The organism is Streptomyces sp. NPDC094143, assembly GCF_040303825.1.
Taxonomy (GTDB): domain Bacteria; phylum Actinomycetota; class Actinomycetes; order Streptomycetales; family Streptomycetaceae; genus Streptomyces.
On the sequence record NZ_JBEOTZ010000006.1, the window covers coordinates 130,538 to 154,274 of the forward strand.

The 23,737-nt window shown below is 70.4% G+C and carries 20 protein-coding genes; 12 read left to right on the forward strand and 8 right to left on the reverse strand.

Features of this window, described 5'->3' with window-relative positions; translation table 11 throughout:
- Positions 1 to 474 precede the first annotated feature (474 nt).
- Positions 475 to 1,224: an SCO2400 family protein gene (locus ABTZ58_RS10475; protein WP_351353232.1), complete on the reverse strand. Its 750-nt coding sequence runs from the start codon at positions 1,222 to 1,224 to the stop codon at positions 475 to 477.
- A gap of 255 nt (positions 1,225 to 1,479) precedes the next feature.
- On the opposite strand from ABTZ58_RS10475, the gene ABTZ58_RS10480 reads away from it, so the two are divergent.
- The 8 genes from ABTZ58_RS10480 to ABTZ58_RS10515 all read left to right on the forward strand — a co-directional run bounded on the left by ABTZ58_RS10480 (position 1,480) and on the right by ABTZ58_RS10515 (position 12,025).
- Complete coding sequence (locus ABTZ58_RS10480; RefSeq protein WP_309093512.1) at positions 1,480 to 2,643, forward strand: mandelate racemase/muconate lactonizing enzyme family protein; 1,164 nt, start codon at positions 1,480 to 1,482, stop codon at positions 2,641 to 2,643.
- A 61-nt stretch (positions 2,644 to 2,704) separates the two neighbouring features.
- The gene (locus ABTZ58_RS10485) at positions 2,705 to 3,709 is read left to right on the forward strand and encodes a zinc-dependent alcohol dehydrogenase (protein WP_351353236.1); all 1,005 of its coding nucleotides are present in this window, start codon (positions 2,705 to 2,707) and stop codon (positions 3,707 to 3,709) included.
- A 111-nt stretch (positions 3,710 to 3,820) separates the two neighbouring features.
- Entirely contained in the window at positions 3,821 to 4,789 is a 969-nt protein-coding gene (locus ABTZ58_RS10490) for a glycosyltransferase family protein (RefSeq protein WP_309093510.1), read from the forward strand.
- Between the two features lie 140 nt (positions 4,790 to 4,929).
- On the forward strand, positions 4,930 to 6,051 hold the full coding sequence (chvE, locus tag ABTZ58_RS10495) for a multiple monosaccharide ABC transporter substrate-binding protein (protein WP_351353240.1): 1,122 nt from the start codon (positions 4,930 to 4,932) through the stop codon (positions 6,049 to 6,051).
- A 46-nt stretch (positions 6,052 to 6,097) separates the two neighbouring features.
- Positions 6,098 to 7,648, forward strand: a complete 1,551-nt coding sequence (gene mmsA / locus ABTZ58_RS10500; protein WP_351353243.1) for a multiple monosaccharide ABC transporter ATP-binding protein — start codon at positions 6,098 to 6,100, stop codon at positions 7,646 to 7,648.
- The gene (gene mmsB, locus ABTZ58_RS10505; RefSeq protein ID WP_309093507.1) at positions 7,645 to 8,889 is read left to right on the forward strand and encodes a multiple monosaccharide ABC transporter permease; all 1,245 of its coding nucleotides are present in this window, start codon (positions 7,645 to 7,647) and stop codon (positions 8,887 to 8,889) included. Before mmsA ends, mmsB begins: the two co-directional genes overlap by 4 nt.
- Before the next feature lie 55 nt (positions 8,890 to 8,944).
- On the forward strand, positions 8,945 to 10,093 hold the full coding sequence (locus tag ABTZ58_RS10510; protein ID WP_351353247.1) for an aldose epimerase family protein: 1,149 nt from the start codon (positions 8,945 to 8,947) through the stop codon (positions 10,091 to 10,093).
- Positions 10,094 to 10,279: 186 nt separating this feature from the next.
- Positions 10,280 to 12,025 carry a pyridoxal phosphate-dependent aminotransferase gene (locus tag ABTZ58_RS10515; RefSeq protein WP_351353250.1) on the forward strand — a complete coding sequence of 582 codons (1,746 nt, stop codon included), beginning with the start codon at positions 10,280 to 10,282 and terminating at the stop codon, positions 12,023 to 12,025.
- 61 nt (positions 12,026 to 12,086) lie between these two features.
- Here ABTZ58_RS10515 and ABTZ58_RS10520 read toward each other — a convergent pair whose 3' ends face one another.
- The 3 genes from ABTZ58_RS10520 to ABTZ58_RS10530 all read right to left on the reverse strand — a co-directional run bounded on the left by ABTZ58_RS10520 (position 12,087) and on the right by ABTZ58_RS10530 (position 15,118).
- Positions 12,087 to 13,523: a family 43 glycosylhydrolase gene (locus tag ABTZ58_RS10520; RefSeq protein WP_351353253.1), complete on the reverse strand. Its 1,437-nt coding sequence runs from the start codon at positions 13,521 to 13,523 to the stop codon at positions 12,087 to 12,089.
- Positions 13,505 to 14,485 carry an arabinan endo-1,5-alpha-L-arabinosidase gene (locus tag ABTZ58_RS10525; RefSeq protein ID WP_351353256.1) on the reverse strand — a complete coding sequence of 327 codons (981 nt, stop codon included), beginning with the start codon at positions 14,483 to 14,485 and terminating at the stop codon, positions 13,505 to 13,507. Before ABTZ58_RS10525 ends, ABTZ58_RS10520 begins: the two co-directional genes overlap by 19 nt.
- Positions 14,486 to 14,635: 150 nt before the next feature.
- Complete coding sequence (locus tag ABTZ58_RS10530; RefSeq protein WP_351353258.1) at positions 14,636 to 15,118, reverse strand: ATP-binding protein; 483 nt, start codon at positions 15,116 to 15,118, stop codon at positions 14,636 to 14,638.
- Between the two features lie 141 nt (positions 15,119 to 15,259).
- Here ABTZ58_RS10530 and ABTZ58_RS10535 point away from each other — a divergent pair, with 141 nt between their 5' ends.
- Positions 15,260 to 16,084, forward strand: coding sequence for a helix-turn-helix domain-containing protein (locus tag ABTZ58_RS10535; protein WP_351353669.1), 825 nt, complete (start codon positions 15,260 to 15,262; stop codon positions 16,082 to 16,084).
- The gene (locus ABTZ58_RS10540; RefSeq protein WP_351353261.1) at positions 16,081 to 16,323 is read left to right on the forward strand and encodes a DUF397 domain-containing protein; all 243 of its coding nucleotides are present in this window, start codon (positions 16,081 to 16,083) and stop codon (positions 16,321 to 16,323) included. The genes ABTZ58_RS10535 and ABTZ58_RS10540 overlap by 4 nt, the downstream gene beginning before the upstream one ends.
- 3 nt (positions 16,324 to 16,326) lie before the next feature.
- Here ABTZ58_RS10540 and ABTZ58_RS10545 read toward each other — a convergent pair whose 3' ends face one another.
- Positions 16,327 to 16,878 carry a YciI family protein gene (locus ABTZ58_RS10545; RefSeq protein ID WP_351353264.1) on the reverse strand — a complete coding sequence of 184 codons (552 nt, stop codon included), beginning with the start codon at positions 16,876 to 16,878 and terminating at the stop codon, positions 16,327 to 16,329.
- Positions 16,879 to 16,977: 99 nt separating this feature from the next.
- On the opposite strand from ABTZ58_RS10545, the gene ABTZ58_RS10550 reads away from it, so the two are divergent.
- Entirely contained in the window at positions 16,978 to 17,541 is a 564-nt protein-coding gene (locus ABTZ58_RS10550) for a dihydrofolate reductase family protein (protein ID WP_351353267.1), read from the forward strand.
- A 47-nt stretch (positions 17,542 to 17,588) separates the two neighbouring features.
- Here ABTZ58_RS10550 and ABTZ58_RS10555 read toward each other — a convergent pair whose 3' ends face one another.
- Both ABTZ58_RS10555 and ABTZ58_RS10560 read right to left on the reverse strand, forming a co-directional pair.
- Positions 17,589 to 18,239: a DUF4360 domain-containing protein gene (locus ABTZ58_RS10555; protein ID WP_309093499.1), complete on the reverse strand. Its 651-nt coding sequence runs from the start codon at positions 18,237 to 18,239 to the stop codon at positions 17,589 to 17,591.
- A 372-nt stretch (positions 18,240 to 18,611) separates the two neighbouring features.
- Positions 18,612 to 19,070 (reverse strand): RrF2 family transcriptional regulator, encoded by a 459-nt coding sequence (locus ABTZ58_RS10560; RefSeq protein ID WP_309093498.1) that lies wholly within the window; start codon positions 19,068 to 19,070, stop codon positions 18,612 to 18,614.
- A gap of 98 nt (positions 19,071 to 19,168) precedes the next feature.
- Here ABTZ58_RS10560 and ABTZ58_RS10565 point away from each other — a divergent pair, with 98 nt between their 5' ends.
- On the forward strand, positions 19,169 to 22,141 hold the full coding sequence (locus ABTZ58_RS10565) for a glycoside hydrolase family 35 protein (protein ID WP_351353271.1): 2,973 nt from the start codon (positions 19,169 to 19,171) through the stop codon (positions 22,139 to 22,141).
- 10 nt (positions 22,142 to 22,151) lie between these two features.
- Here the strand turns inward: ABTZ58_RS10565 and arfA are convergent, their stop codons facing one another.
- On the reverse strand, positions 22,152 to 23,666 hold the full coding sequence (gene arfA, locus ABTZ58_RS10570; protein ID WP_351353274.1) for an arabinosylfuranosidase ArfA: 1,515 nt from the start codon (positions 23,664 to 23,666) through the stop codon (positions 22,152 to 22,154).
- Positions 23,667 to 23,737 lie beyond the last annotated feature (71 nt).

Genomic DNA, 23,737 nt, shown 5'->3' on the forward strand with positions numbered 1-23,737 from the left:
CGTCGGACCGTTGCCCGCCCCCGGCGTTTCGAGGTGCTCGGGGTGACGCCCCCGTCGGACCGTTGCCCGCCCCCGGCGTTTCGAGGTGCTCGGGGTCATCGCCGGGGCCGTGGCGTCGCACCGCTCGGCGCGACGAGGCGCCCCTGCGCCCACCCTCCCCCAAGCTCTCGGCTTCGCTCGAGCAGGGTGACCCCCATCGCCCCCAGCGGCGCGCCTGCCCGCAGCTGTGCGGACAGGCTGCCCGCACAGCCCGGGCGCGGGGACCGGCTCCCGCTGCGGCGGCTACAGGGCGGATCTGGGCGGCAGCCGAGACGTTCCCGCACCCGCCGGACGACGGAAGGGGACGTGTCGGGGGGTGTCCGCCCGCAGCGGTTGGCGCGTCGACGGACAGTCAGCCGGCACGCAACCCCATCGCGCCGTTCCGAGGACGGACACCCCCCGGCGCGGCCCCGACCCCCCGCCCACTGTCAGGCGCTACGTGCACCACCACAGGAACCGGTCGCAGGTCTCCGAGGGGGACGGTTCCGGGTCCGGGGGGCGGGTCGTCGGGTCCGAGGTCTCGGTCGGTGCCGGGGCGGGCGGGGCGGTCGTGGGGGCGGAGGGCGGGCGGCTGGGGGACGTGCCGGCCGGGGCCGACTCCGGGCCCTTGGTCGCCTCCTCCCCCTCCGGCGACTCCGACGTCCCGTCCTTCGGGGACGCGGAGGCCGACGGCGAGTCGGACGCGCTCGCCGAGGGGCTTGCTGACGAGTCCTCAGGGAGGGTGTCCGCGGCGGGATCTGCTTCCTGCTCGCCCACTTCGACCTCGGTGGCGTCACCGTCCGCCGACTCCCCACCTGCCGCCGCGGGCTTCGGTGCCGGCTCGTGCGCGTCCATGCCCAGCTCCGCCAGGCTCAGTCCGCCCGCCGCCAGGACGAACCCGGCCGCGACGAACAGGGTCCGGCGCCGCCGCCGGCGGTGTGCCGCCGCCTTGCGGTCCCGCCGGGTCGACCCGCCCGGGCCGTCACCGTCCGGACCCTGGCCACGCCGGCGCGCGGCACGCCCCGAGGGCTCGTCATCGGCCTCGTCGACCGTGTCGCCGGAGACCCCCTCGGCAGCGTCGCCGGCATCGCCGTCGTACGCGCCCCGGCCGGGCTCACGCCAGCGCAGCGATTCCGCTGAGGTGCCACACCCGGGGCAGGCCAGCGCGCCGTTGAGGTGCCGTCGGCACGGGTCGCAGTAGTCCATGACGCGGGAAGATTAAGTTCCGCGCGGGTCACGTTCCTAGATCCAGCTGTGAAGGTTCTGTAGGGACACACCCCGCCGGTGGTTTCGAAACTGTCGAAACCGTTATGCGCGCGACCCATTGACACCCCCACCACCCCGTCCTTACTGTCACGCCAGCATTTCGAACGTGTGCCGAAATCTCGAACACAGCAGGACGCGCACACGGACGGAAAACTGACGGAAACTGAGCCGACGAAGCTGCGAGGGACAATCGCCGTGCGCATCACCGGAATCAGCACACACGTGGTCGGGACGCCGTGGCGCAACCTGACGTACGTCCAGGTGCACACCGACGAGGGCATCACCGGAGTCGGCGAGACCCGGATGCTGGGACACACCGACGCCCTTCTCGGTTACCTGAGGGAAGCCGAGGTCAACCACATTCTCGGCTCCGACCCGTTCGCTGTCGAGGACCTCGTCAAGCGGATGAAGTACGGCGACTACGGCCGTGCGGGCGAGATCGTGATGTCGGGCATCGCCGTGATCGAGATGGCCTGCTGGGACATCAAGGGCAAGGCCCTGGGCGTCCCCGTCTGGCAGCTCCTGGGCGGCAAGGTCACCGACAAGGTCAAGGCGTACGCCAACGGCTGGTACACCACCGAGCGGACGCCGGAGGCCTACCACAAGGCCGCGCAGGGGGTCATGGAGCGCGGCTACCGGGCGCTGAAGATCGACCCCTTCGGCACCGGCCACTTCGAGCTGGACCACAAGGAGACCCTGTACGCCGTCTCCCTGATCGAGGCGGTCCGGGACGCCATCGGCCCGGAGGCCGAGCTGATGCTGGAGATGCACGGCCGCTTCTCCCCGGCCACGGCCGTGCGCCTGGCCAAGGAGCTGGCGCCGTTCAAGCCGGCGTGGCTGGAGGAGCCGGTCCCGCCGGAGAACCTGAAGGCGCTGGAGAAGGTCGCCGCCAAGGTCGACATGCCGGTCGCCACCGGCGAGCGCATCCACGACCGGATCGAGTTCCGGGAGCTGTTCGAGAACCAGGCCGTCGACATCATCCAGCCGGACGTCGGCCACATCGGTGGAATCTGGGAGACCCGGAAGCTCGCCGCGACCGCCGAGACCCACTACATGCTGGTCGCTCCGCACAACGTGGGCGGCTCGGTGCTGACCGCCGCCTCCCTCCAGGTCGGGTTCACCTCCCCGAACTTCAAGATCCTGGAGCACTTCAACGACTTCGCGGACGCGGAGATCAAGAAGGTCGTCAAGGGCGCGCCGCAGGTGAACCCGGAGGACGGCTGCTTCCACCTGTCCGACGCCCCGGGCCTCGGCGTGGAGCTGGACGTCGACGCCGCCGCCGAGTTCCCGCAGCAGCAGGCCCGTTTCGACCTCTGGGCGGAGGGCTGGGAGCAGCGCAAGCCCAAGGGCACCCAGTGACCGTCCGGCCCCCGGAAACCCGGAGCCGGCCACCGAAACCTTCGAAAACCGGAGGCGCCTCGTGAGCATCGCGGTAGTGATCGACGCCCCGGGCGAGCACCGTCTCGTCCCGCACCAGCCCCGGCGGCCCGGGGCCGGCGAGGCCCTGGTGCGCGTGCACGCCTCCGGCATCTGCGGCAGCGACCGCGAGGTGTACCAGGGCAACCGCCCCGAGGGCTATGTGCGCTACCCGCTCACCCCGGGCCACGAGTGGTCCGGGACGGTGGAGGCCGTGGGCGCGGACGTCCCCGCCTCCCTGGTCGGCCGCAAGGTCGTCGGTGAGGGCTTCCGCAACTGCCAGGTCTGCGACCGCTGTCACGCGGGCGACACGACCCTGTGCTCGGCCGGGTACGAGGAGACCGGGTTCACCCAGCCGGGCGCGATGGCGGCCACGCTGACCCTTCCGGCGCGGCTGCTGCACGTCCTCCCGGACGGCTGCGACCTCACGGCCGCGGCGCTGCTGGAGCCCGCCGCGTGCATCGCGGCCGCCGCGCTGAAGGCGAACGCGCGGCCCGGCGAGAAGGTCGCCGTGGTCGGCACCGGCACGCTCGGCATGTTCGCCGTGCAGTTCCTGAAGGCGAACTCGCCGGCGGAGCTGCTGGTCGTCGGCACCCGCCGGGACCGTGAGGCGCTGTCGCGGCACTACGGCGCCACGGACTTCCGGACCAAGGACCAGCAGCTCCCGGACGACGTCGACGTGGTGATCGAGACGGCCGGGTCCGCGGACGCCGCCCGGATCTCCGCCGCCCTGCTCAGGCGCGGGGGCCGGCTGGTCCTGACGGGCATCCCGGCCCCGGGCGCCGAGGGCCTCGACCCGACCGACCTGGTCGTGCGGCAACTGGAGGTGCACACCGTCTTCGGTGCTCCGCCGGACGCCTGGGCGCACACCGTGCGGGTGTTCGCCGCCGGGCTGCTCGACCCGCTGCCGCTGGTGACGCACGAGCTGCCGCTCGCCGAGTTCTCGCAGGCCATCGAGCTGGTGGGCGCCGGCGATCCGAAGGTGGGCAAGGTGCTGCTCCGCCCGTAGACGTACGCCGGTACGGGGGCGACCTGACGGCTCCCGTACCGGCGTACACCCAGCCTTGCCGCACTCCGAGCCGCGAACCTCGTCCGAAATATCGAACCGAAGGACATTCCTGTGACCGACGCTTCCGCCCCGGCCGCCCGCAGGCCCGGTGAGCAGGCGCTCACCGCACTGGGCCTGAACGCGCCCGCCCTCGACCCCGCCGACGCCTCGCCGCACTCCTTCCCCGGCGGCGGCCGCTGGCGCACCGAGATCCCCTCCTGCGAGGGCCCCGAGGCGCTGGCCGTGGTCCTGAAGGAGGCCTCGCGGCTGGACGTGCCGATCCACCGGATCAGCCAGGGCAGCGGTGTGTGGATGCTGACCGACGCCGAGATCACCGAGATGGTGGAGGCGACGGCCGAACGCGACATCGAGCTCTGCCTGTTCACCGGCCCGCGCGGCACCTGGGACATCGGCGGCTCCACGCGCACCGACTCGCGGGGGGCCGGACTGCGCGCCCGCGGCCACGACGCCGTCGCCGGCTGTGTCGAAGACGCCGTCCGCGCCACGGAGCTGGGCGTCAAGTGTCTGCTCGTCGCCGACGAGGGCGTGCTGTGGACGCTGCACCGGGCCCGCGCGGCCGGCATCATCCCGGCCGACACCACGCTCAAGGTGAGCGCGCTCATCGGCCCCGTCAACCCGGCGGCCTACGCCGTCTACGAGCGCCTCGGCGCCGACTCGGTCAATGTGCCCAGCGACCTGACGCTCGATCACCTCACCGAGATCCGCCGGGTGTCCGGCGCTCCCATGGACATGTACATCGAGGCCCCCGACGACCTCGGCGGCTACGTCCGGATGTACGAGGTCGCCGAGCTGATCCGGCGCGGCGCACCGCTCTACCTGAAGTTCGGCCTGTCGAAGGCGCCCGGGATCTACCCCTACGGGCACCACATGCGGGAGCTGACCCTGGCCACCGCCAAGGAACGGGTGCGGCGCGGCCGGCTCGCCCTCGACCTCCTGGCCCGTCACGGAGCCGACGGTGACATGGCGCCGCTGGGCTCGCGACTGCCCGGCGCTCTGCAACGGTTCGAAATCTCGTCATAACGTTCCGGAAACTCTTCTTACAAAAGACGACACAGCCGACCACAATCCCACACACCTCCTCTCGGTCTTTCCGGCACGACCCCCGGAGCGACTTCGGGCCTCCCAGACCGAGCCCCGCACACAGATCAAGGATGATGATCATGCGAAACCGCAGAGCCGCCCTCGCCGCCATAGCCGGAGCCGCGTCCCTCGCCCTGACCCTGTCCGCCTGCGGGCAGAACAGCGAGGGCGGCAGCGAGGAGAGCGGGGACAGCGCCAAGGGCGGCACCATCGGCATCGCGATGCCGACCAAGTCCTCCGAGCGCTGGATCGCCGACGGCAACAACGTCAAGAGGGACCTGGAGTCCAAGGGCTACAAGACCCAGCTGGTCTACGGCGAGGACGACCCGGACCAGCAGGTCTCGCAGATCGAGAACCTGATCACGCAGGGCGTCAAGGCGCTGATCGTCGCGGCCATCGACAACAAGTCGATGAACAACGTGCTCCAGCAGGCCAAGGACGCGAACATCCCGGTCATCTCCTACGACCGCCTGATCCTCGGCACGAAGAACGTCGACTACTACGCCTCCTTCGACAACGAGAAGGTCGGCGAGCTCCAGGGCAGCTACATCGTCGAGAAGCTCGGCCTGAAGGACGGCTCTGGTTCGTCGAAGAAGGGCCCCTTCAACATCGAGCTGTTCGCCGGCTCCAACGACGACAACAACACCCGCTACTTCTTCCAGGGCGCGATGAACGTCCTGCAGCCCTACATCGACAAGAAGCAGCTCGTCGTCCGCTCCGGCCAGACCAAGCTCAACCAGGTCACCACCCTGCGCTGGGACGGCGGCACCGCCCAGAAGCGCATGGACGACATCCTGACCTCGGCCTACAAGAGCCAGCGCGTCGACGCCGTCCTCTCCCCCTACGACGGCATCTCCATCGGCATCCTGTCGGCCCTGAAGTCGGACGACTACGGCTCCAAGAGCAAGCCGCTGCCGATCGTCACCGGCCAGGACGCCGAGGTCGCCTCGGTGAAGTCGATCATCGCCGACCAGCAGTCGATGACCGTCTACAAGGACACCCGCCAGCTGGCGAAGGTGGCCTCCAACATGGTCGACGCCCTGCTGAACGACAAGAAGCCCGAGGTCAACGACACCAAGACCTACGACAACGGCGCCAAGGTCGTCCCCGCCTACCTGCTGGAGCCGGTCGCCGTCGACAAGGGCAACTACCAGAAGGAGGTCGTCGACTCCGGCTACATCAAGGAGAGCGACCTCAAGTAAGCCCCGCCACCCACCGACGATTCACCACTGATTGGAAGGCACGACCATGGCGGGACCCGTCCTGGAAATGCGCTCGATCGTCAAGACCTTTCCCGGCGTCAAGGCGCTGTCGGACGTCACACTGACCGTCCGGCAGGGCGAGGTCCACGCCATCTGCGGGGAGAACGGCGCCGGCAAGTCGACCCTGATGAAGGTCCTCTCCGGTGTCCACCCGCACGGCACCTACGAGGGCGACATCCTCTTCGAGGGGGAGGTCTGCCGGTTCAAGGACATCCGGGCCAGCGAAGAGCGCGGCATCGTGATCATCCACCAGGAGCTGGCCCTGGTGCCCTACCTCTCCCTGGCGGAGAACATCTTCCTCGGCAACGAGCACGCCACCCGGGGGATCATCAGCTGGACCGAGACCCTGCGGCACGCCACCGAACTGCTGCGCCGGGTCGGCCTGTCCGACCACCCGGACACCCGCGTCGCCGACATCGGCGTGGGCAAGCAGCAGCTCGTGGAGATCGCCAAGGCCCTGTCCAAGAAGGTGAAGCTGCTCATCCTGGACGAGCCGACCGCGGCCCTGAACGACGAGGACAGCGGCAAACTCCTGGATCTCATCCTGGAGTTGAAGAAGCAGGGCATCACCTCGATCATCATCTCCCACAAGCTCAACGAGATCCGCAAGGTCGCCGACTCGGTGACGATCCTCCGCGACGGCCAGACCATCGAGACCCTCGACGTGAAGGCGCCGGAGACCACCGAGGACCGGATCATCAGCGGCATGGTCGGCCGCGACCTGGAGCACCGCTTCCCGGAGCGGTCGCCGCACGAGCCCGAGGAGGGCGCCGCGCCCGCCCTGGAGATCCGCAACTGGACCGTGCACCACCCGATCGACCAGCAGCGCAAGGTGTGCGACGACGTGTCGCTGCACGTGCGCCGCGGGGAGATCGTGGGCATCGCGGGCCTGATGGGCGCCGGCCGCACCGAACTCGCCATGAGCGTCTTCGGGCGGGCCTACGGCCGGTACGCGGGCGGCATGGTCCTCAAGGACGGCAAGGAGATCCGTACGAAGTCCGTCCCCGAGGCGGTCAAGCACGGCATCGCGTACGTCACCGAGGACCGCAAGCACTACGGCCTGAACCTCATCGACACCATCAACCGCAACATCTCGCTGAGCGCCCTGGGCAAGGTCGCCAGGCGCGGTGTGGTCGACGAGCACGAGGAGCGGCAGGTCGCCGAGGGCTTCCGCAAGTCCATGAACATCAAGGCGCCGACCGTCTTCGAGCCGGTCGGCAAGCTGTCCGGCGGCAACCAGCAGAAGGTCGTCCTCAGCAAGTGGATCTTCTCGGGTCCGGACGTGCTGATCCTGGACGAGCCGACGCGCGGTATCGACGTCGGCGCCAAGTACGAGATCTACACGGTCATCGACCAGTTGGCCGCCCAGGGCAAGGCGGTCGTCTTCATCTCCTCCGAGCTGCCCGAACTGCTCGGCATGTGCGACCGCATCTACACGATGGCCGCGGGGCGGCTGACGGGTGAGTTCTCGCGGGCCGAGGCCTCCCAGGAATCGCTGATGCGTCAGATGACGAAGGACAAAGAGGTATCCCGATGAGCACGGACGTGACCGCAAAGAGCCCGGCCCCCGCGCCGCCGGGCAGGAGCGGAGGGGCCGCGGGCGACGGCCTGCTGGCCCTGGTGCTGGACGGCATGCGCCGCAACATGCGGCAGTACGGCATGCTGATCGCGCTGGGCCTGATCGTGGTCCTGTTCGCCGTGTGGACCGACGGCGACCTGCTGCTGCCGCGCAACGTCTCCAACCTGGTGCTGCAGAACAGCTACATCCTGATCCTCGCGATCGGCATGATGCTGGTCATCATCGCGGGCCACATCGACCTGTCGGTCGGCTCGCTGACGGCGTTCGTCGGCTCGATGGCCGCCGTGTTCATGGTCAAACAGGACATGCCGTGGCCGCTCGCGGTGGTGCTGTGCCTCGCCGTCGGCGCGGTCGCGGGCGCCGTCCAGGGGTTCTTCATCGCGTACGGCGGCATACCGTCGTTCATCGTGACCCTGGCGGGCATGCTGATCTTCCGCGGTCTGACGGAGATCTTCCTGGAGGGCCAGACCCTCGGCCCGTTCCCGGACGGGCTGCAGAAGGTCGCCAACGGCTTCCTGCCCGAGGTCGGCCCGAACACCAACTACCACAACCTCACGCTGCTGCTGGGCTTCGCGATGATCGCCTTCGTGATCTTCCAGGAGGTCCGTGACCGCAAGCGGCAGCAGGAGTTCGCCCTGGAGGTCCCGCCGGCCAAGCTGTTCCTGCTGAAGCTGGTCGCGATCGGCGCGGCCATCCTCACGCTGACGCTGCTGCTGGCCAGCTACAAGGGCGCCCCGATCGTGCTGCTCATCCTGGGCGTGCTGCTCGTCGGCTTCGGCTACGTGATGCGCAACGCGATCATCGGCCGCCACATCTACGCGATCGGCGGCAACCTCCCGGCGGCCAAGCTGTCGGGTGTGAAGGACAAGAAGGTCACCTTCCTGGTCTTCCTGAACATGGGCATGCTCGCGGCCCTGGCGGGTCTGGTCTTCGCCGCCCGCTTCAACGCGGCCTCTCCCAAGGCCGGCCTCAACTTCGAGCTGGAGGCGATCGCGGCCTCGTTCATCGGCGGCGCGTCGATGAGCGGCGGTGTCGGCACCGTCCTCGGCGCGATCATCGGCGGCCTGGTCCTGGGCGTGCTGAACAACGGCATGAACCTCGTCGGCATCGGCACCGACTGGCAGCAGGTCATCAAGGGCATGGTGCTGCTGGCGGCGGTCGGGTTCGACGTGTGGAACAAGCGCAAGGTCGGTTCGTAAGTCAGCTCGGGCCCCGCCGGAAGGCGGGGCCCTTTCCTCATCGGGAGCCGCGCACATGGAACTGAACAGACGCACGGTCATCGTGGGAGCCGCGGCGGCGGGCATGGCCGCCACCACGCTCGGCGGCACGGCGCACGCCACGGGAGGCAGGAAGCCGGTGAAGACGCTCTTCGGCAAGCTCGCCGACGGCACCAAGGTCCACAGCTGGTCGCTGGAGAACGGTGGCACCCGCCTGAAGGTCCTCTCCTACGGCGGCATCGTGCAGTCCCTGGAGATCCCCGACCGCCGGGGCCGCTACGCCAACGTCTCCGCGGGCTTCGACAACATGGAGGACTACGTCGCCAAGAGCCCGTACTTCGGCGCCCTGATCGGCCGGTACGGCAACCGCATCGGCAAGGGCAGGTTCACGCTCGACGGCAAGGCCCACCAGCTGTCCGTCAACGACGGCGAGCAGAGCCTGCACGGCGGCGCCAAGGGCTTCGACAAGCGCGTCTGGGACGTCGAGCCGTTCGTGAAGGGCTCCGACGTCGGTCTGTACCTGTACTACACGAGCGTCGACGGGGAGATGGGCTACCCGGGCACGCTCAAGACGAAGGTGACGTACACCCTCACCAAGCACGGCGACTGGCGCATCGACTACGAAGCCACCACCGACAAGGCCACCGTCGTCAACCTCACCAGCCACGTGTACTGGAACCTGGCCGGCGAGGGCAGCGGCACCATCGAGGACCACGAGCTGCACATCGCCGCCTCCCGCTACACCCCCACCGACGCGGGCCTGATCCCCACCGGCGAGCTGGCCAGGGTCGCGGGCACCCCCTTCGACTTCCGCAAGGCCAAGCCGATCGGCCGGGACATCCGCGTCTCGCACCCGCAGCTGGTGACCGCCAAGGGCTTCGACCACAACTGGGTGCTGGACAAGGGCATCACCGCCCGGCCCGAGCACGTGGCCACCCTGCGCGACCCGTCCTCCGGCCGCACGCTGAAGATCGCCACGAACGAGCCGGGCCTGCAGTTCTACTCCGGCAACTTCCTCGACGGCACGCTCACCGGCCCGTCCGGCCGCACCTACCGGCAGGGCGACGCGCTGTGCCTGGAGACGCAGCACTTCCCGGACTCGCCGAACAAGCCGTCGTTCCCGTCGACGGTGCTGCGGCCCGGGCAGACCTACCGGACGACCACGATCCACACGTTCGGCTGCTGATCCGGGCCCTCCGGCCGTCTTCAGCCGTCTTCACAGGTGGCACACAACTTTCTGAGGGAAGCCTCAGCGGTTGAACGACGTCACCGGAGTCTCCGTATGTAAGGGCGGCCCGCGCTCCCCCGCGCGGGCCGCCCTTGAACGTCGGGTCCAGCCGTCCCCCACGGGCCCGCCCCCTACGGAGGTTCCATGGCCGACAACGTCACGTCGCTGTTCCGCAGTACCGCGGCACACAGCCCGTCGATGGCGGCTCTGACCCGCGAGGGCGGCGAGGGCGCCGGTCCCGTGGACTTCTGTATCCCCTGCAACCCCTACTTCCCCACCCCGGCCATGTTCGAGGACATGGCGGCCCGGCTGCGGGACATCATCACGTACTACCCGAGCAGCGCCGACACGATCACGGCCGAGCTGTGCAGCCTGCTCCAGCTGCCGCCGCAGTGCGTGGCCATGGGCAACGGCTCGACCGAACTGATCACCTGGATCGACCACTTGCTGGTCCGCGAGTCCCTCGCCGTCCCCGTCCCCACGTTCGGCCGCTGGACCGACCAGCCCATGGAGACCGGCAAGCGGGTCGACATGTTCCCGCTCCAGGAGTCCAGCGGCTTCGCCCTGGACCTCGCCCAGTACGCCGAGTTCATCCGCGCCCGGGGCACCCGCGTCGCCGTGATCTGCAACCCGAACAACCCCGACGGCGGCTTCCTGCACAAGCACGCCGTCGTGCAGTTCATGGACGCCATGGCCGACCTCGACCTCGTCGTGATCGACGAGTCGTTCCTGGAGTTCGCGGACGCCGAGGCCGAACCGTCCGTCGTGCAGGAGGCGATGCTCCGCCCCAACGTCGTGGTCCTGCGCAGCCTCGGCAAGAACTTCGGCCTGCACGGCATCCGCTTCGGCTACCTGGTCGCCAACCCGGCGCTCGCGGGCCGGGTCCGCTCGATGCTGCCCAAGTGGAACCTCAACTCCTTCGCCGAGCACGTCGTCTTCATGCTGAAGGAGCACGGCGCCGAGTACGCGCAGAGCCTGCAACAGGTGCGCCGGGACCGGCTCGACATGGCCTCCCAGCTCTCCGCGCTGCCCGGGCTGACGGTCTACCCGTCCCAGGGCAACTTCCTCTTCGTGCGCCTGCCCGTGGGCGCGGAGGGCACCGTGGTCCGGGACCGGATGCTCACCGAGCACCGGATCCTGGTCCGCGAGTGCGGCAACAAGATCGGTTCGTCCAGCCGCTTCCTGCGACTCGTGGTGCGCCCCCAGGTGGACGTGCGTCGCCTGGTGTCCGGCCTGGAACAGGTGCTCTACGGGACGTCCAGGAGGGGAGCCGCCGTACCCGAGCTGGGCAACGGGACCAGCTACAGCTCGGGTACGGCGGCCGTGGACCGGCTGGTGAGCGAGACGAACGGGGCGGGAACCCGGGGGCTGGCGGCGCAGGCCATGGCGGCCGGGCCGGGCGGAACCGGCCCGGCGGCGGTTCCGACCCCGGTCCCGGCCCCGGTCCCGGCCGCCGCGAGCGCGGGTTCCGGCGGCCCGGGCCTTGCCCCCGCGCCGGCGCCCGCCGCGCCGATGCCCAGCCCGATGCCCACCCCCGTCCCCGCCCCGGCCGCCGGCATCGGCATGCCGCTCCCCGCCGCCGCGTCCGCCGTGCCGGCGGGCGCGGGCGGTGGGATGCCGATGCCGGCCGCGGCGCAGCTGCCGCAGCCGCACCCACAGCCGGTCCCGCAGATGCCGCAGCCGCAGGTGCCCCAGCCCATGGTGCCGCAGCCGGCTCCCCAGCCGGTGGCCGCGCCGTTCACCGGTCCCACGCCGCCCGGTGTTCCCGCGCGGGGTGGCCTGACGGCCGCGCAGGTGCGGGGCACGAACGGGCTGACACCGGCGCCGGCCACGGGGTGGCCCGCCGCGCAGAGCTGGCCCAACGCGGCGGGGATGGGGCAGGCGGGGTAGTCCGGCGGGTGCGGGGCCGTCGTGGCTGATCGCGCGGTTCCCCGCGCCCCCAGGGGCGGCGCTACACGGCCGTCAGCTTCCACTGCTGGCACGCGTTGCTCAGCCATGACCACTGGCGTACGTCCGCCCCGTCCGCCGTCCCGCAGTTCGCCACGTCGGCGACCTTGCCCGTCGCCTGGTTGGTGATGCGGACGAAGCCGCCGTCCGTGGCCACGAAGCGGAACCGCTGGCAGGTGTTGTTCAGCCACGACCACTGGCGCAGGTCGGCGCCGTCGGCGGAGGAGCACTCGGCGGTGTCGAGGACCTTGCCGGTGGCGACGTTCACCAGGCGGTGGGTGTCGTCGCCGAGGTCCTCCAGGTGCCAGCGCTGGTTGGCGTTGCCGTTGCAGGTGTACTGCGCGACATTGGCGCCGTCCGCCGTGGAACCACCCGTCACGTCCAGGCACTTGCCGCTGTTGCGGTTGGTGACCGTGTACGTGGTGGAGGCGCTGGACGGCTCCCCGGAAGGCCCGGGGAGAGAGGCGCCGAGCCGCACCGGCGTGCCGAGGTTCGGCGTGCCGTCGGCGTTCCAGGTGAACTTCTGCGCGCGGGTCGTACGGCCGTTGTCGCAGCCCTCGGAGGCCGCGTCGTTGGCGTGGTAGACGATCCAGTCCTCACGGCCGTCGGGTGAGGTGAAGAAGCCGTTGTGGCCGGGCCCGTACACCCCGTTGGCATCACTGCGCTGGAAGACGGGTGTGGACTTCTTCGTCCAGGAGGACGCGGACAGCGGGTCGGAGCCGGTCAGTTCCAGTTGCCCGAGTTTGTAGTCGGGCGTCCAGCAGCCGCTCGCGGAGTAGATCAGGAAGGTCCGGCCGCCCCGCTGGAGCACCTCCGCGCCCTCGTTGACCGTGCCGCCCTGCCGTTCCCAGGCGTACGTCGGTGTCGAGATGGTCGAGTAGGCGCCGCTGACGGTGTACGGGTTGGACATCGGCGCCACGACGAGGTTCTGGGTCCCGCCCGTGATGGCGCTGCCCAGCATGTAGAGCCGGCCGTTCACGTTCAGCACGCTCGGGTCGAGCATCCACCCGCTGCTGAGCTGCCCCTTGTAGGTGTACGGCCCCATGGGGTCGGAGCCGGCGCTCTCCAGCACGTGGCTGCGCTGGGTGGGGTTGTAGTCGGACACGTTCTGTCCGGCGACGTAGTACAGGTACCAGCGGCCATTGAGGAAGTGCAGCTCGGGCGCCCAGATGTTGCAGCAGCGGGAGGCGGCGTCGCCCTTCCACACCTGGACGCTGGGGGCGGTGGCGAGCCCGGCGAGGGTGGTGGACTTGCGGATGGTGATGACGTCGGTCCAACTGGTCGTCACCAGGTAGTAGTTGCCGTCGTGGTACGAGATCCAGGGGTCGGCGCCCTTGACGGACTTGACGGGGTTCGTGAAGGAGGCGGCACTCGCGGAGGGCTGGTGGACGGACAGCGCCAGCAGCAGGGCCGCCAGCAGGGTCAGTAGGCGACGGGCCATCCGCTGCTCCAGTTCAGGAGGTTGATGCCGAGCTTGGGCGTGCCGTTGTCGTTGCCGTCGTAGTAGTGGTAGACGATCAGGTCGCCGTCGGTGTCCTTCAGGATCGACTGGCCGCCGGGGCCGATGACGCTGCCGTGCGATTCGAGGACGGGGGTGCCGCCGTTGTTCATCAGCGAGACGCCGTTCCTGTCGACGTAGGGTCCGGTGACGCTGGTGGCGCGCCCGACCTTCACCTTGTACGTGGAGCTGGTGCCGGCGCAGCAGGTGTCGTAGGAGGCGAAGAGGTAGTAGTAGCCGCCCCGCTTCACGATGAAGGGCGCCTCGACGGCCTTGGTCCCGGTGGGGCGGGAGGCGAGCGAGTACCGGGTGGTGTTGGAGCCGAGCTGCTTCCCGGTGGCGGGATTGATCTGGATCATCTTGATCCCGGTCCACCAACTGCCGAACGACAGCCACCACTTGCCGTCGTCGTTCACGAAGAGGTTCGGGTCGATGGCGTTGAAGTCGCTGGCGGAGTTCGAGGTGTAGACGGTGCCCTGGTCGGTCCAGCTGCCCGGCTGGCCGGTGGTGGAGGTCGCCAGTCCGATGGCGGAGGTGTTCGAGCCGAACTTCGAGACGGAGTAGTACATCAGGTACGTGCCGCCCTGGTACGAGATGTCCGGCGCCCAGGCCTCGGGGACGGAGGAGTAGTTCCGCCACCAGCTCGGCCTGCTGGAGAAGGCGTCGGCTCCGTTGCGGAAGGCGGTGCGGTCGCCGCTGGTCTTGTGGGCGATGCCGCCGCCGGTGGCGTAGAGCAGGTACTGGCCGGACGAGGTGCGGATCATCGACGGGTCGTGCGTGACGACGTCGCCGGTGACACGGCCCGGGCCCGGGTAGGCCGACGCCGTGCTCGGGATCAGGGCCAGAAGGGCGGCGGCCGGGAGGGCGAGCAGGGCGGTGCGCCTGCGCAGGGGGGTGCGGCTCATACGGGGGTCCTCCTTGCGGTGGGGTGTTACAACTGGTCGATATATCGAACAGTGCTCGCAAGTTCGAACGGGAACGTAGAATCGAACCCCTTGCGCGTCAATGGTTCGCGCAGCAACAACCGGGGCGCCCCGCCCCGGAGAGGTGCCCGGTCATTTCGCGGCACTGCGGCAGATCCACTTCGGCAGGTCGACCTCCGCACGCACGGTCTTGCCGGGCGGCTCACGGTCGAGCACCTCCCAGCGGTCGGCGAGCGCGTCGACGAGGACGTACCCACGGCCGTGCTCGTCGAGGGGCCGGGGCGGTCGTACGGCACCGGGCGCGGGCGGACGCGGCGGCCCGCTGCGGGAATCGGTCACCTCGACCTGGACACGGCCCGGCACGAGCGCCAGCCGCAGCGCGAAGTCCCGCCCGGGCACGCGCCCGTGCGTCACGGCGTTGGCCGCCAGCTCGGCCACGATCGCCCCGACCACGTCGGAGACGTCCGAGCCGTAGGGGATGCCCCAGGAGTGCAGCTGGTTCAGCGTGAGGCGGCGGGCGAGACGGGCGCCGCGCGGGGTGGAGCTGAGGCGTTGCGTGAACACACGTACGGTGACCGGAGGTTGGGCGGTGCTGCGGTTGATCGGCGCTGTCATGCGCCCAATGTGACGTGCGGGAACGGCGATTCTCCAGGCCGGAGCCGCGTACGCTGCGGCAGCGTACGCGGTCACGGACTGGACAGTACCGGTGACGTCCCGTAACCATGCTGCGGGAGGTGACCGACCGTGGTCGATGGCATGGTGGGGACGGGTGGCGAGCCGGAGTCGTCGGACAGTCTGCGGACGTTCGGGGCGGTGGTCCAGGGCTTGCGCGAACACGCCGGGCTGAGCCGGGAGGAGTTCGGGGAACTCGTGCGGTTCTCCAAACACACGGTGGCTTCGGTGGAGTTGGGGAGGCGGATGCCGGATCCCGAGTTCGTGCAGCGCGCGGAGGAGGTGTTCGGCAGGACGGGGGCGTTGCAACGGGCCGCGGGGTGCCTGGAGCGGCAGCCGGGGTTGGCGGCTTGGTTTCGGCGGTGGGCTCGGCTGGAGCAGGTGGCCATCACGCTGTACACGTACGAGTGCCGTCTGATCCCCGGCTTGTTGCAGACCGAGGCGTACGCGCGGACGCTGTTCAGGAACCAGTTGCCGCCATTGGACGACGAGCAGATCGAGGCTCAGTGGGTGGCGCGGGCAGAGCGGCAGCGTCTGCTCAGGGACCGGCCCAACACTGCGTTCTGCTTCCTGCTGGAGGAGCATCTGTTCCGGCGACGCCACGGTGGGGTGGACGTCACCCGAGGGCTCATCAACCATGTGCTGGAGGTCAGCGAGCTGCGGAACGTCGAGATCCAGATCATGCCGACAGAGCAGGAAGCGCACGCCGGGCTGGACGGCCCCATGCAACTGCTGGAGACCCCGGAGAACAAGTGGTTCGCCTACTGCGAGGGGCAGGAAAGCGGGCAGTTCATCGCTGACCGAAAGGTGGTCAGCATGCTCCAGATGCGGTATGCCAGGATGCGCTCACAGGCTCTCACTCTCACGGACTCCATGAGCCTGCTGCAGCGGATGCGAGGGGACCTATGAGCACAAGCGAACTTGCCTGGTTCAAAAGCAGCTACAGCAGCGGTGGCTCGGGCGACTGCGTAGAAGTCGCCCTCGCCTGGCGCAAGTCCAGCCACAGCAGCAGCGCTTCGGGCGACTGCCTGGAAGTCGCCACCTGCCCCGACACCATCCACATCCGGGACTCCAAGAACCGCCAGGGCCCCGAACTCCGCGTCTCCCCCACCGCCTGGTCCGCCTTCCTCACGCACGCCGGCGAGTAACCCTCACCTCCGCCCCCCGAACTCCCACGCGTGCACCTCGACCTCGGCGTACGCGTCCCGGGTCAGCGCCGCGCCCGCCGCCTCCGCGTCCACGGCCCGGACCAGTGCCGCCGTACCCACCCACACGGCACCGTCGTCGGACAGCAGCGGCCCGTACGCGATCAGGTCGTCCCGCACGGCCGCCGGGACGTCGAGATCCACACCCGGCCCCGCGCCGAAGCCGAGCACGAGGTAGCGGTTTCCGCCCGACCGGCCGCCGGGGAACTCCCACATGGTCCGCCCGAGCACGTTCCGCCACCGCCGCAGCAGGACGTCCCGGTACACCCCGGCCTGCTGGTTGGGCTCGTCGAAGGCGAACGCCCGGGCCGCGGCCGGATCCGGCAGGTCGACGATGTGGACGCTGCCCGTCGGCGTCTCGCCGTCCGCCGCGAAGGTCGGGCCACGGGCGATCAGCTCCGCCTCGTAGGCGTCCATGTAGGCCCAGTGCGCTTCTCCCAGCGCCACCCGCAGCGGCAGGGAACCGGGCCGGTCACGGTGGTAGCAGAAGAACTCCATGCCTCATCCAACCGCGAACTGCCCGGATCGCGCGCGTCGCGATGAGTTCCGCCTCGCCCGGCGGTCGTAAGGTCGGATCCGTCAACCAGGAGGACTTCGATGCGCAGCGTGACCTACTCGATGAACGTCTCGCTCGACGGCTACATCGTCGGGCCCGACGGCGATTTCAACTGGTCGGAGCCCCTCCCGGACGTCTTCCGCTACTGGATCGACGACATCCGGCAGGTCGGCGTCCACGTGATGGGGCGGCGGCTGTACGAGACGATGCTGTACTGGGAGACCGCCGAGCAGGAGACCACCCCGGACGAGGCGGAGCTGGAATGGATCGGGTTGTGGAACCCGCTTCCCAAGGTGGTGTTCTCCACCACCCTGTCGGAGGTGCGCGGCGCCGCCCGCCTGGCCTCCGGCAGCCTGGCGGAGGAGATCGAGCGGCTGCGGGCCGAGCCGGGAGAGGGCGAGATCGCCATCGGCGGCGCCACGCTCGCCGCGCAGGCGGCCGAGCTGGACCTGATCGACGAGTACCGGGCCATGGTCTACCCCGTCCTGGTCGGCGGCGGCATTCCCTTCTTCCCCCGTAGTGAGCGCCGGGTGGATCTCGAACTCGTCGAGACCCGCAGGTTCAGCTCGCACGTCGTCCTGCTGCGCCACCGCGTGAAGCGCTAGACGGCCGGCCTCGCCGGGGGCCGGCTCCTGCTCCGGCCCCCGGCCTCCTACCGGCCCGGACACTCCTTCCACGCCATGTGGTACACCGTGCTGATGTCCCCGTCCGTCGAGTCCATCGTCATGAAGCTGACCTTGTCGGCCGCCTGGGTACCGGCGTTGACCCGGATCTCGGTGTTGATGTTGAAGTTGCGCTGGACACCGCAGGGGGCGTAGACGAGCTGGGCCCAGTCCGTCTCGTCGGTGGCCTGCCAGTTGTCGTTGTACGGGCCGCTGAAGGGGTGGCTCCGGTGCGCCGTGCTCGGGGAGCCCTGGAAGTAGTACGAGGCCCGCTGGGTGGCGCTCGCTCCGCGCTGCAGTGAGGCGAAGCCCCGGTAGTCGGCGCTGGCGATGGCGTACGTGAAGCCCTGGGGGACGTGGACGATCAGGCTGAGCTGGCAGTTCTTGCGGAACGCGGTGGGGTCGGAGTTCCCGCCCGCCTGCGCGAGGTAGTCGCTGTAGGTCACCGTGAAGGCGGTGTTGTCCTCGGAGACGGCGACCGCCGCCGTGCCCTGGGGACAGCCGGAGCCGTTCACGGTGGCGACCTTGATGACGATCTTGTCCGGGGGCGGGTCGACGAACCCGGAGGACGGGGATTGCGCGGGAAGTGCGCTGGTGAGCAGCGCGGCGATCGCGCCGCTCAGGAGCAGGCCACCGGCCATGGTTCTCCCATCCGTTCGTGGGGGGTGGATCAAGATAGACATGAGCATGCCAAGACGACAGCGCATGTGCGCCCGGCCTGTGTCCGTGCGATGGAGGAGCTGTGAAGGCCGGGAGCGGTCGCATCGTACGCAGGGCCACCGGGGGCGGCCAGGGCGGTCACCGGCCATTCACAGGGCGGCATTTCACAGCCGTTCCGCATCCGCCGAGGTGGGGCGGGGCCCGCAGCGTGTCCGCCGCCGCCCCGGAACCGCGGCCGTGCCGCCGGGCGCATAAGGTGCGTTACCGATGCGTCGACCGAGGCCACCGAGGACGCGATGAGGATCACCCACCACCCCGGACCCCGCCGCCCGCTCAGCGGCGGGCGCGGCCCGTCACGGGTTCTCCCAGGCCGCCGGTTCGGCCGCGAGCCGCTCCACCGGCTCGGGCAGCGCCCCGGCCGCGAGGTCGGCGATCGTCACGCCCTCCAGGATCCGGCGCACATTGGCCCGCAGCGCGATCCACAGCGGCAGCAGCGGCTCGGCAGTGCCGGTGTAGGCGAGGCCGGTCGGCCGCTCGCCGCGCACCGACACGATCGGGCCGTCCACGGCCCGGATCACGTCCGCGACGGTGATCCGGTCCGCCTCCCGGGCCAGTCGGTAACCGCCGCCCCCGCCGCGCCGGCTGTCGACCACACCGCCGCGCCGCAGATCGCCGAGGATCCCCTCCAGGAACTTGTGGGGAATGTCCTGCGCGGTGGCGACGGCCTCCGCCTTGACCGGCCCCTGGCCCTGCCGGACGGCCAGTTCCACGACCGCTCTCACCGCGTAGTCCGCACGTGCCGAGATCCTCATAGGACCATTGTCGCGGTCACCCTGTAGACATTGAGCACGCACACCACGCACCCGGCATGACGCACCACGCAAGGCATGGCACAACAGGAGGCGCTCCCTTGGAGCTCAGCAGGCGTACCTTCCACGCTCTCGCCGGCACGGCGGCGCTCGGCTTCGCGCTGACCGGCAGCGGGTCGCCGACCTCCGCCAACCCGGCACGGACCGCCCCGACGGGCCCGCCGCCCCCGGTGCCGCGCGCGGACGGCCGGCGGCACGAGGTGGGCTTCGACCGGTACTCCCTGCTGATCGACGGCCGCCGCCTGGTCCTGTGGTCGGGCGAGATGCACCCCTTCCGGCTGCCGAGCCCGTCGCTGTGGCGGGACGTGCTGGAGAAGATGCGCGCCCACGGCTACAACGCGGTCAGCGTGTACGTCGCCTGGAACCACCACTCCCCCGCGCCCGGCCGTTACGACTTCACCGGGGTGCGCGACCTGGACCTGTTCCTGCGCACGGCCGCCGAGACGGGGCTGTACGTGATCGTGCGGCCCGGCCCGTACATCAACGCCGAGGTCGACGCCGGCGGTTTCCCCGGCTGGCTGACCGCCACCGACGGCACGGCCCGCACGTCCGACCCGGCGTATCTGCGCTACGTCGACGAGTGGCTGACCGCCGTCAACGCCGTCGTCGCCAAGCGCCTGTTCACCCGGGGCACGGGCACGGTGCTGCTCTACCAGATCGAGAACGAGTACGACGCGCACGTCGACGAGCCGGCCGGGCGCGCCTACATGTCGTACCTGTACGAGAAGGTCCGCGCCGACGGCATCGACGTGCCGCTGTTCCACAACGACAAGGGCAGGAACGGCCACTGGACGCCCGGGTCGTTCGGCACCGGCGGGGAGAAGGGGCGTTGGCTGTACGGGTTCGACGGCTACCCCGAGCCGGACGAGGTGCCGCCCGACTGGGGGCACTTCGGGCCCGGCGGCGCCAAGGGCGGGGCCACGGCCAGTGCGCGCACGCCCGGGTTCGTGCCCGAGTTCGGCGGGGGCTGGTTCGACCCGTGGGGCGGGTCCTGGTTCGGCGGCAAGGGCTACGCCGAGTCGCGCCGGATCCGGGACGCGGCCTACGAGCGGCGCTTCCACCTGACCAACCTCGCCAACGGCATCACGCTGCACAACGTCTACATGACCTACGGCGGCACCTCGTGGGGGTGGCTGCCCGCACCGGTGGTCTACACGTCGTACGACTACGGGGCCGCCTTCGACGAGGCCCGCAACGCCACCCCGAAGCTCGCCCCGATGCACCAGATCGGGCAGTTGCTGCGCCACGTGCCCGACCTCGCCAAGCTGGACCCGGCGAAGCGGGTGCGCGCCACCGACGAGCGGATCAGGGTGTACCACCTGACCAACCCCGACACCGGCGCCCACGTCTACGTCCTGCGCAACGACACCGGCGAGGCCGTGTCCACGACGCTGCCGGACGCGGGGATCGACGTGCCGGTCACCGTGGGGGCCCGCGACGCCAAGCTGCTCGCGGCCGGGCTGCGGCTCGGACGGCGCACGCTGGTGCACTCCACGGTGCAGCCCATGCTGAGCCTGACCGCCGGGCGGCAGGACATCGCCGTGTTCACCGGCCGGCGGGGCGAGATGGCGCAGGTCGTGCTGGAGTGCGCGGACGAGCCGACGCCCATGCGGCTGGACGCGGAGCCGGCCTGGGCGTACAACCTCGGCAAGCTGAACATCACGGCCCCGCTCGGCGCCGGCGGGCTGAGCCGGGTGCGGGTCGAGGGCGACGGCGTGGACACGCCGATGCTGGTGCTGTTCGCCGACGACGCGACCGCCCTGCGCCTGTGGCCCTACGAGACGCCGTCCGGCCCGCTCCTCGTCTACGGCCCGGCCCTGCTGCGCTCGGCCGAGCTGCGCGGCTCCACCGTGCACCTCACCGGCGACACCATCGGCGCGACCGGTCTGGAGGTGTGGGGCCCGCGCGGCATCACCCACGTGACGTGGAACGGGCGTGCGGTGCCCACGCGGATCAGCGCCTCCGGCAGCCTGCTGGCGCTGCGCCCGCTGCCCGGGGTGACCCGGCCGGCCCTGCCCGCCCTGGACGGCTGGCGGCGACGGACCGAGAACCCGGAGGCGGAGCCGGACTTCGACGACTCGGACTGGACGACGGCCGACCGGACGACGACCTTCAGCACCACGCCCGTGCCCGACGGGCAGCCCGTCCTCTTCGCCGACGACTACGGCTTCCACTACGGCGACGTCTGGTACCGGGGCACGTGGAGGGGCGCGGGCGGCGTCGAGTCGGTGTCCCTCGCCTACAGCACGGGCACCCAGGGCCTGCTGATGGCCTGGCTGGACGGGGAACCGCTGGGCACGCACCGCATGCCCGTGCCGGACCGGCGCCGGGCCCGGCAGGGGACGTGGACGGCGAAGGCCTCCTTCGGCCTGCCGGAGGAACTGCGCGAGCGGCTGCGGGAGGAGGAGCCCGGGACCCGCCACGTGCTGTCCGTGCTCGTGCGGCCGATGCAGCACGACATGGACGGCAGGGCGCGCGACACGCACAAGGCCGCGCGCGGGCTGACCGCCGTCACCTTCGAGGGCGCCGCACCGGAGGTGACCTGGCGGATCCAGGGCGCCGCCGCGCCCGACCCGGTACGCGGCCCGATGAACAACGGCGGGCTGTACGGGGAGCGCGAGGGCTGGCACCTGCCGGAGCACGACGACGGGGAGTGGAAGGAGACGGCCCTGCCGCGGGCCGAGCGGCGGCAGGGCGTCACCTGGTACCGCACGGGTTTCCGGCTGGACGTCGACCCGGGCGTGGACGCCTCGATCGGCCTCGTCCTCGACGACGACCCGGGCCGGGCCTACCGCGTGCAGATCTTCCTCAACGGCTGGAACCTCGGCCAGTACATCAACGACGTGGGACCGCAGCACACGTTCGTGCTGCCGAACGGGATCCTGCGCACCCGTGGTGCCAACACACTGGCGCTGGCGGTGCTGTCCGACGGGACCACACCCTCCGGACCGGGGCGGGTACGGCTGACCCTGCTGGGTGCCGCGGCCGGAGGGGTGCCGGTCAAGCCGGTGTGACCGGGCGCCGTCACGCCAGCCGGATCACGTTCCAGGACAGCGGCTCCAGGACGGTGGTCAGTGTGCCGTCCTGGAGGGTCGTGCCGTCGACGGTGTGCGGGGTGACCCGCTCGGGGTCGTCGAGGGTGTTGCGGGCGTCGGGGTCGGCGTCCGCGAGGGCGCTGTGCTCGACGACCGACGACAGGTCGAGCCCGTTCAGCGCGACCTCCAGGGGCAGTTCCTCGGTGCGGCTGCGGTTGACGGCGAAGACGGTGACCGTGCCGTCCTCGCCGCGCACGGCGGTGGCGTGCAGCAGGTCGGTCTCGCCGTACTTCCGCGTCTCGTACGTCGGGGAGTCCACGCGGACGTCGAGGACCCGGCCGCGGCCGTGCCGCGCGGCCTGCGCGAAGGGGAAGAACGTGGTCTGCCGCCAGGCCGGGCCGCCCGGCTCGGTCATGATCGGCGCGATGACGTTGACGAGCTGGGCGAGGCAGGCGACGGTGACCCGGTCGGCGTGCCGGAGCAGGGCGATGAGGAGCGAGCCGAAGACGACGGCGTCGGTGACGCTGTAGTTGTCCTCCAGCAGGCGCGGCGCCTCGGGCCAGTCGTGCTGCTCGAAGGTCTTGGCGCGGGCCTCCCACTCGGGCAGGTACCAGACGTTCCACTCGTCGAAGGAGAGGTTGATCTTCTTCTTCGACTTGAGTCTCGCGCCCACGTGGTCGGCGGTCGCGACGACGTTGTCGATGAAGGACTCCATGTCGACGGCGGAGGCGAGGAAGGAGTCGAGGTCGCCGTCCTCGGGCCAGTAGTAGGCGTGCAGGGAGATGTAGTCGACGAGGTCGTACGTCTCCTTGAGGACCGTCGCCTCCCACTCGGCGAAGGTCGGCATGGACTGGCTGGAGGAGCCGCAGGCGACGAGTTCGACGCCGGGGTCCTGCTGGCGCATGGCCCGGGCCGTCTCGGCGGCGAGGCGGCCGTACTCCTCGGCCGTCTTGTGGCCGGTCTGCCAGGGGCCGTCCATCTCGTTGCCGAGGCACCACAGCCGGATGCCGAAGGGGTCCTTGTCGCCGTGCGAGACGCGCAGGTCGGACAGGGCGGTGCCCTCGGGGTGGTTGGCGTACTCCTGGAGCTCCAGTGCTTCGGCGACGCCGCGGGTGCCGAGGTTGACGGCCATCATCGGCTCGGCCTGAGGGCCGATCTTGCGCAGGAAGTCGATGTACTCGGACAGGCCGAAGCGGTTGGTCTCGGTGGAGTGCCAGGCCAGGTCGAGGCGGCGGGGGCGGTTCTCGGCGGGGCCGACCGAGTCCTCCCACCTGTAGCCGGAGACGAAGTTGCCGCCGGGGTAGCGGACGGCGGTCACGCCGAGTTCGCGGACGAGGGCGAGGACGTCCTGACGCAGGCCCTGGCCGTCGGCGGTGGGGTGGCCGGGTTCGAAGACGCCGGTGTAGACGCAGCGGCCGAGGTGTTCGACGAAGCTGCCGAAGAGGCGGGGGTTCACTTCGCCGACGGTGAAGGCGGGGTCGAGGGTGAAGCGGGCGGTGTGCATGGTCGCCTTTCGGAGTTCGGTTTCGTCTGCAGGTGGTGTGTGGCTGGTCGCGCAGTTCCCCGCGCCCCTGA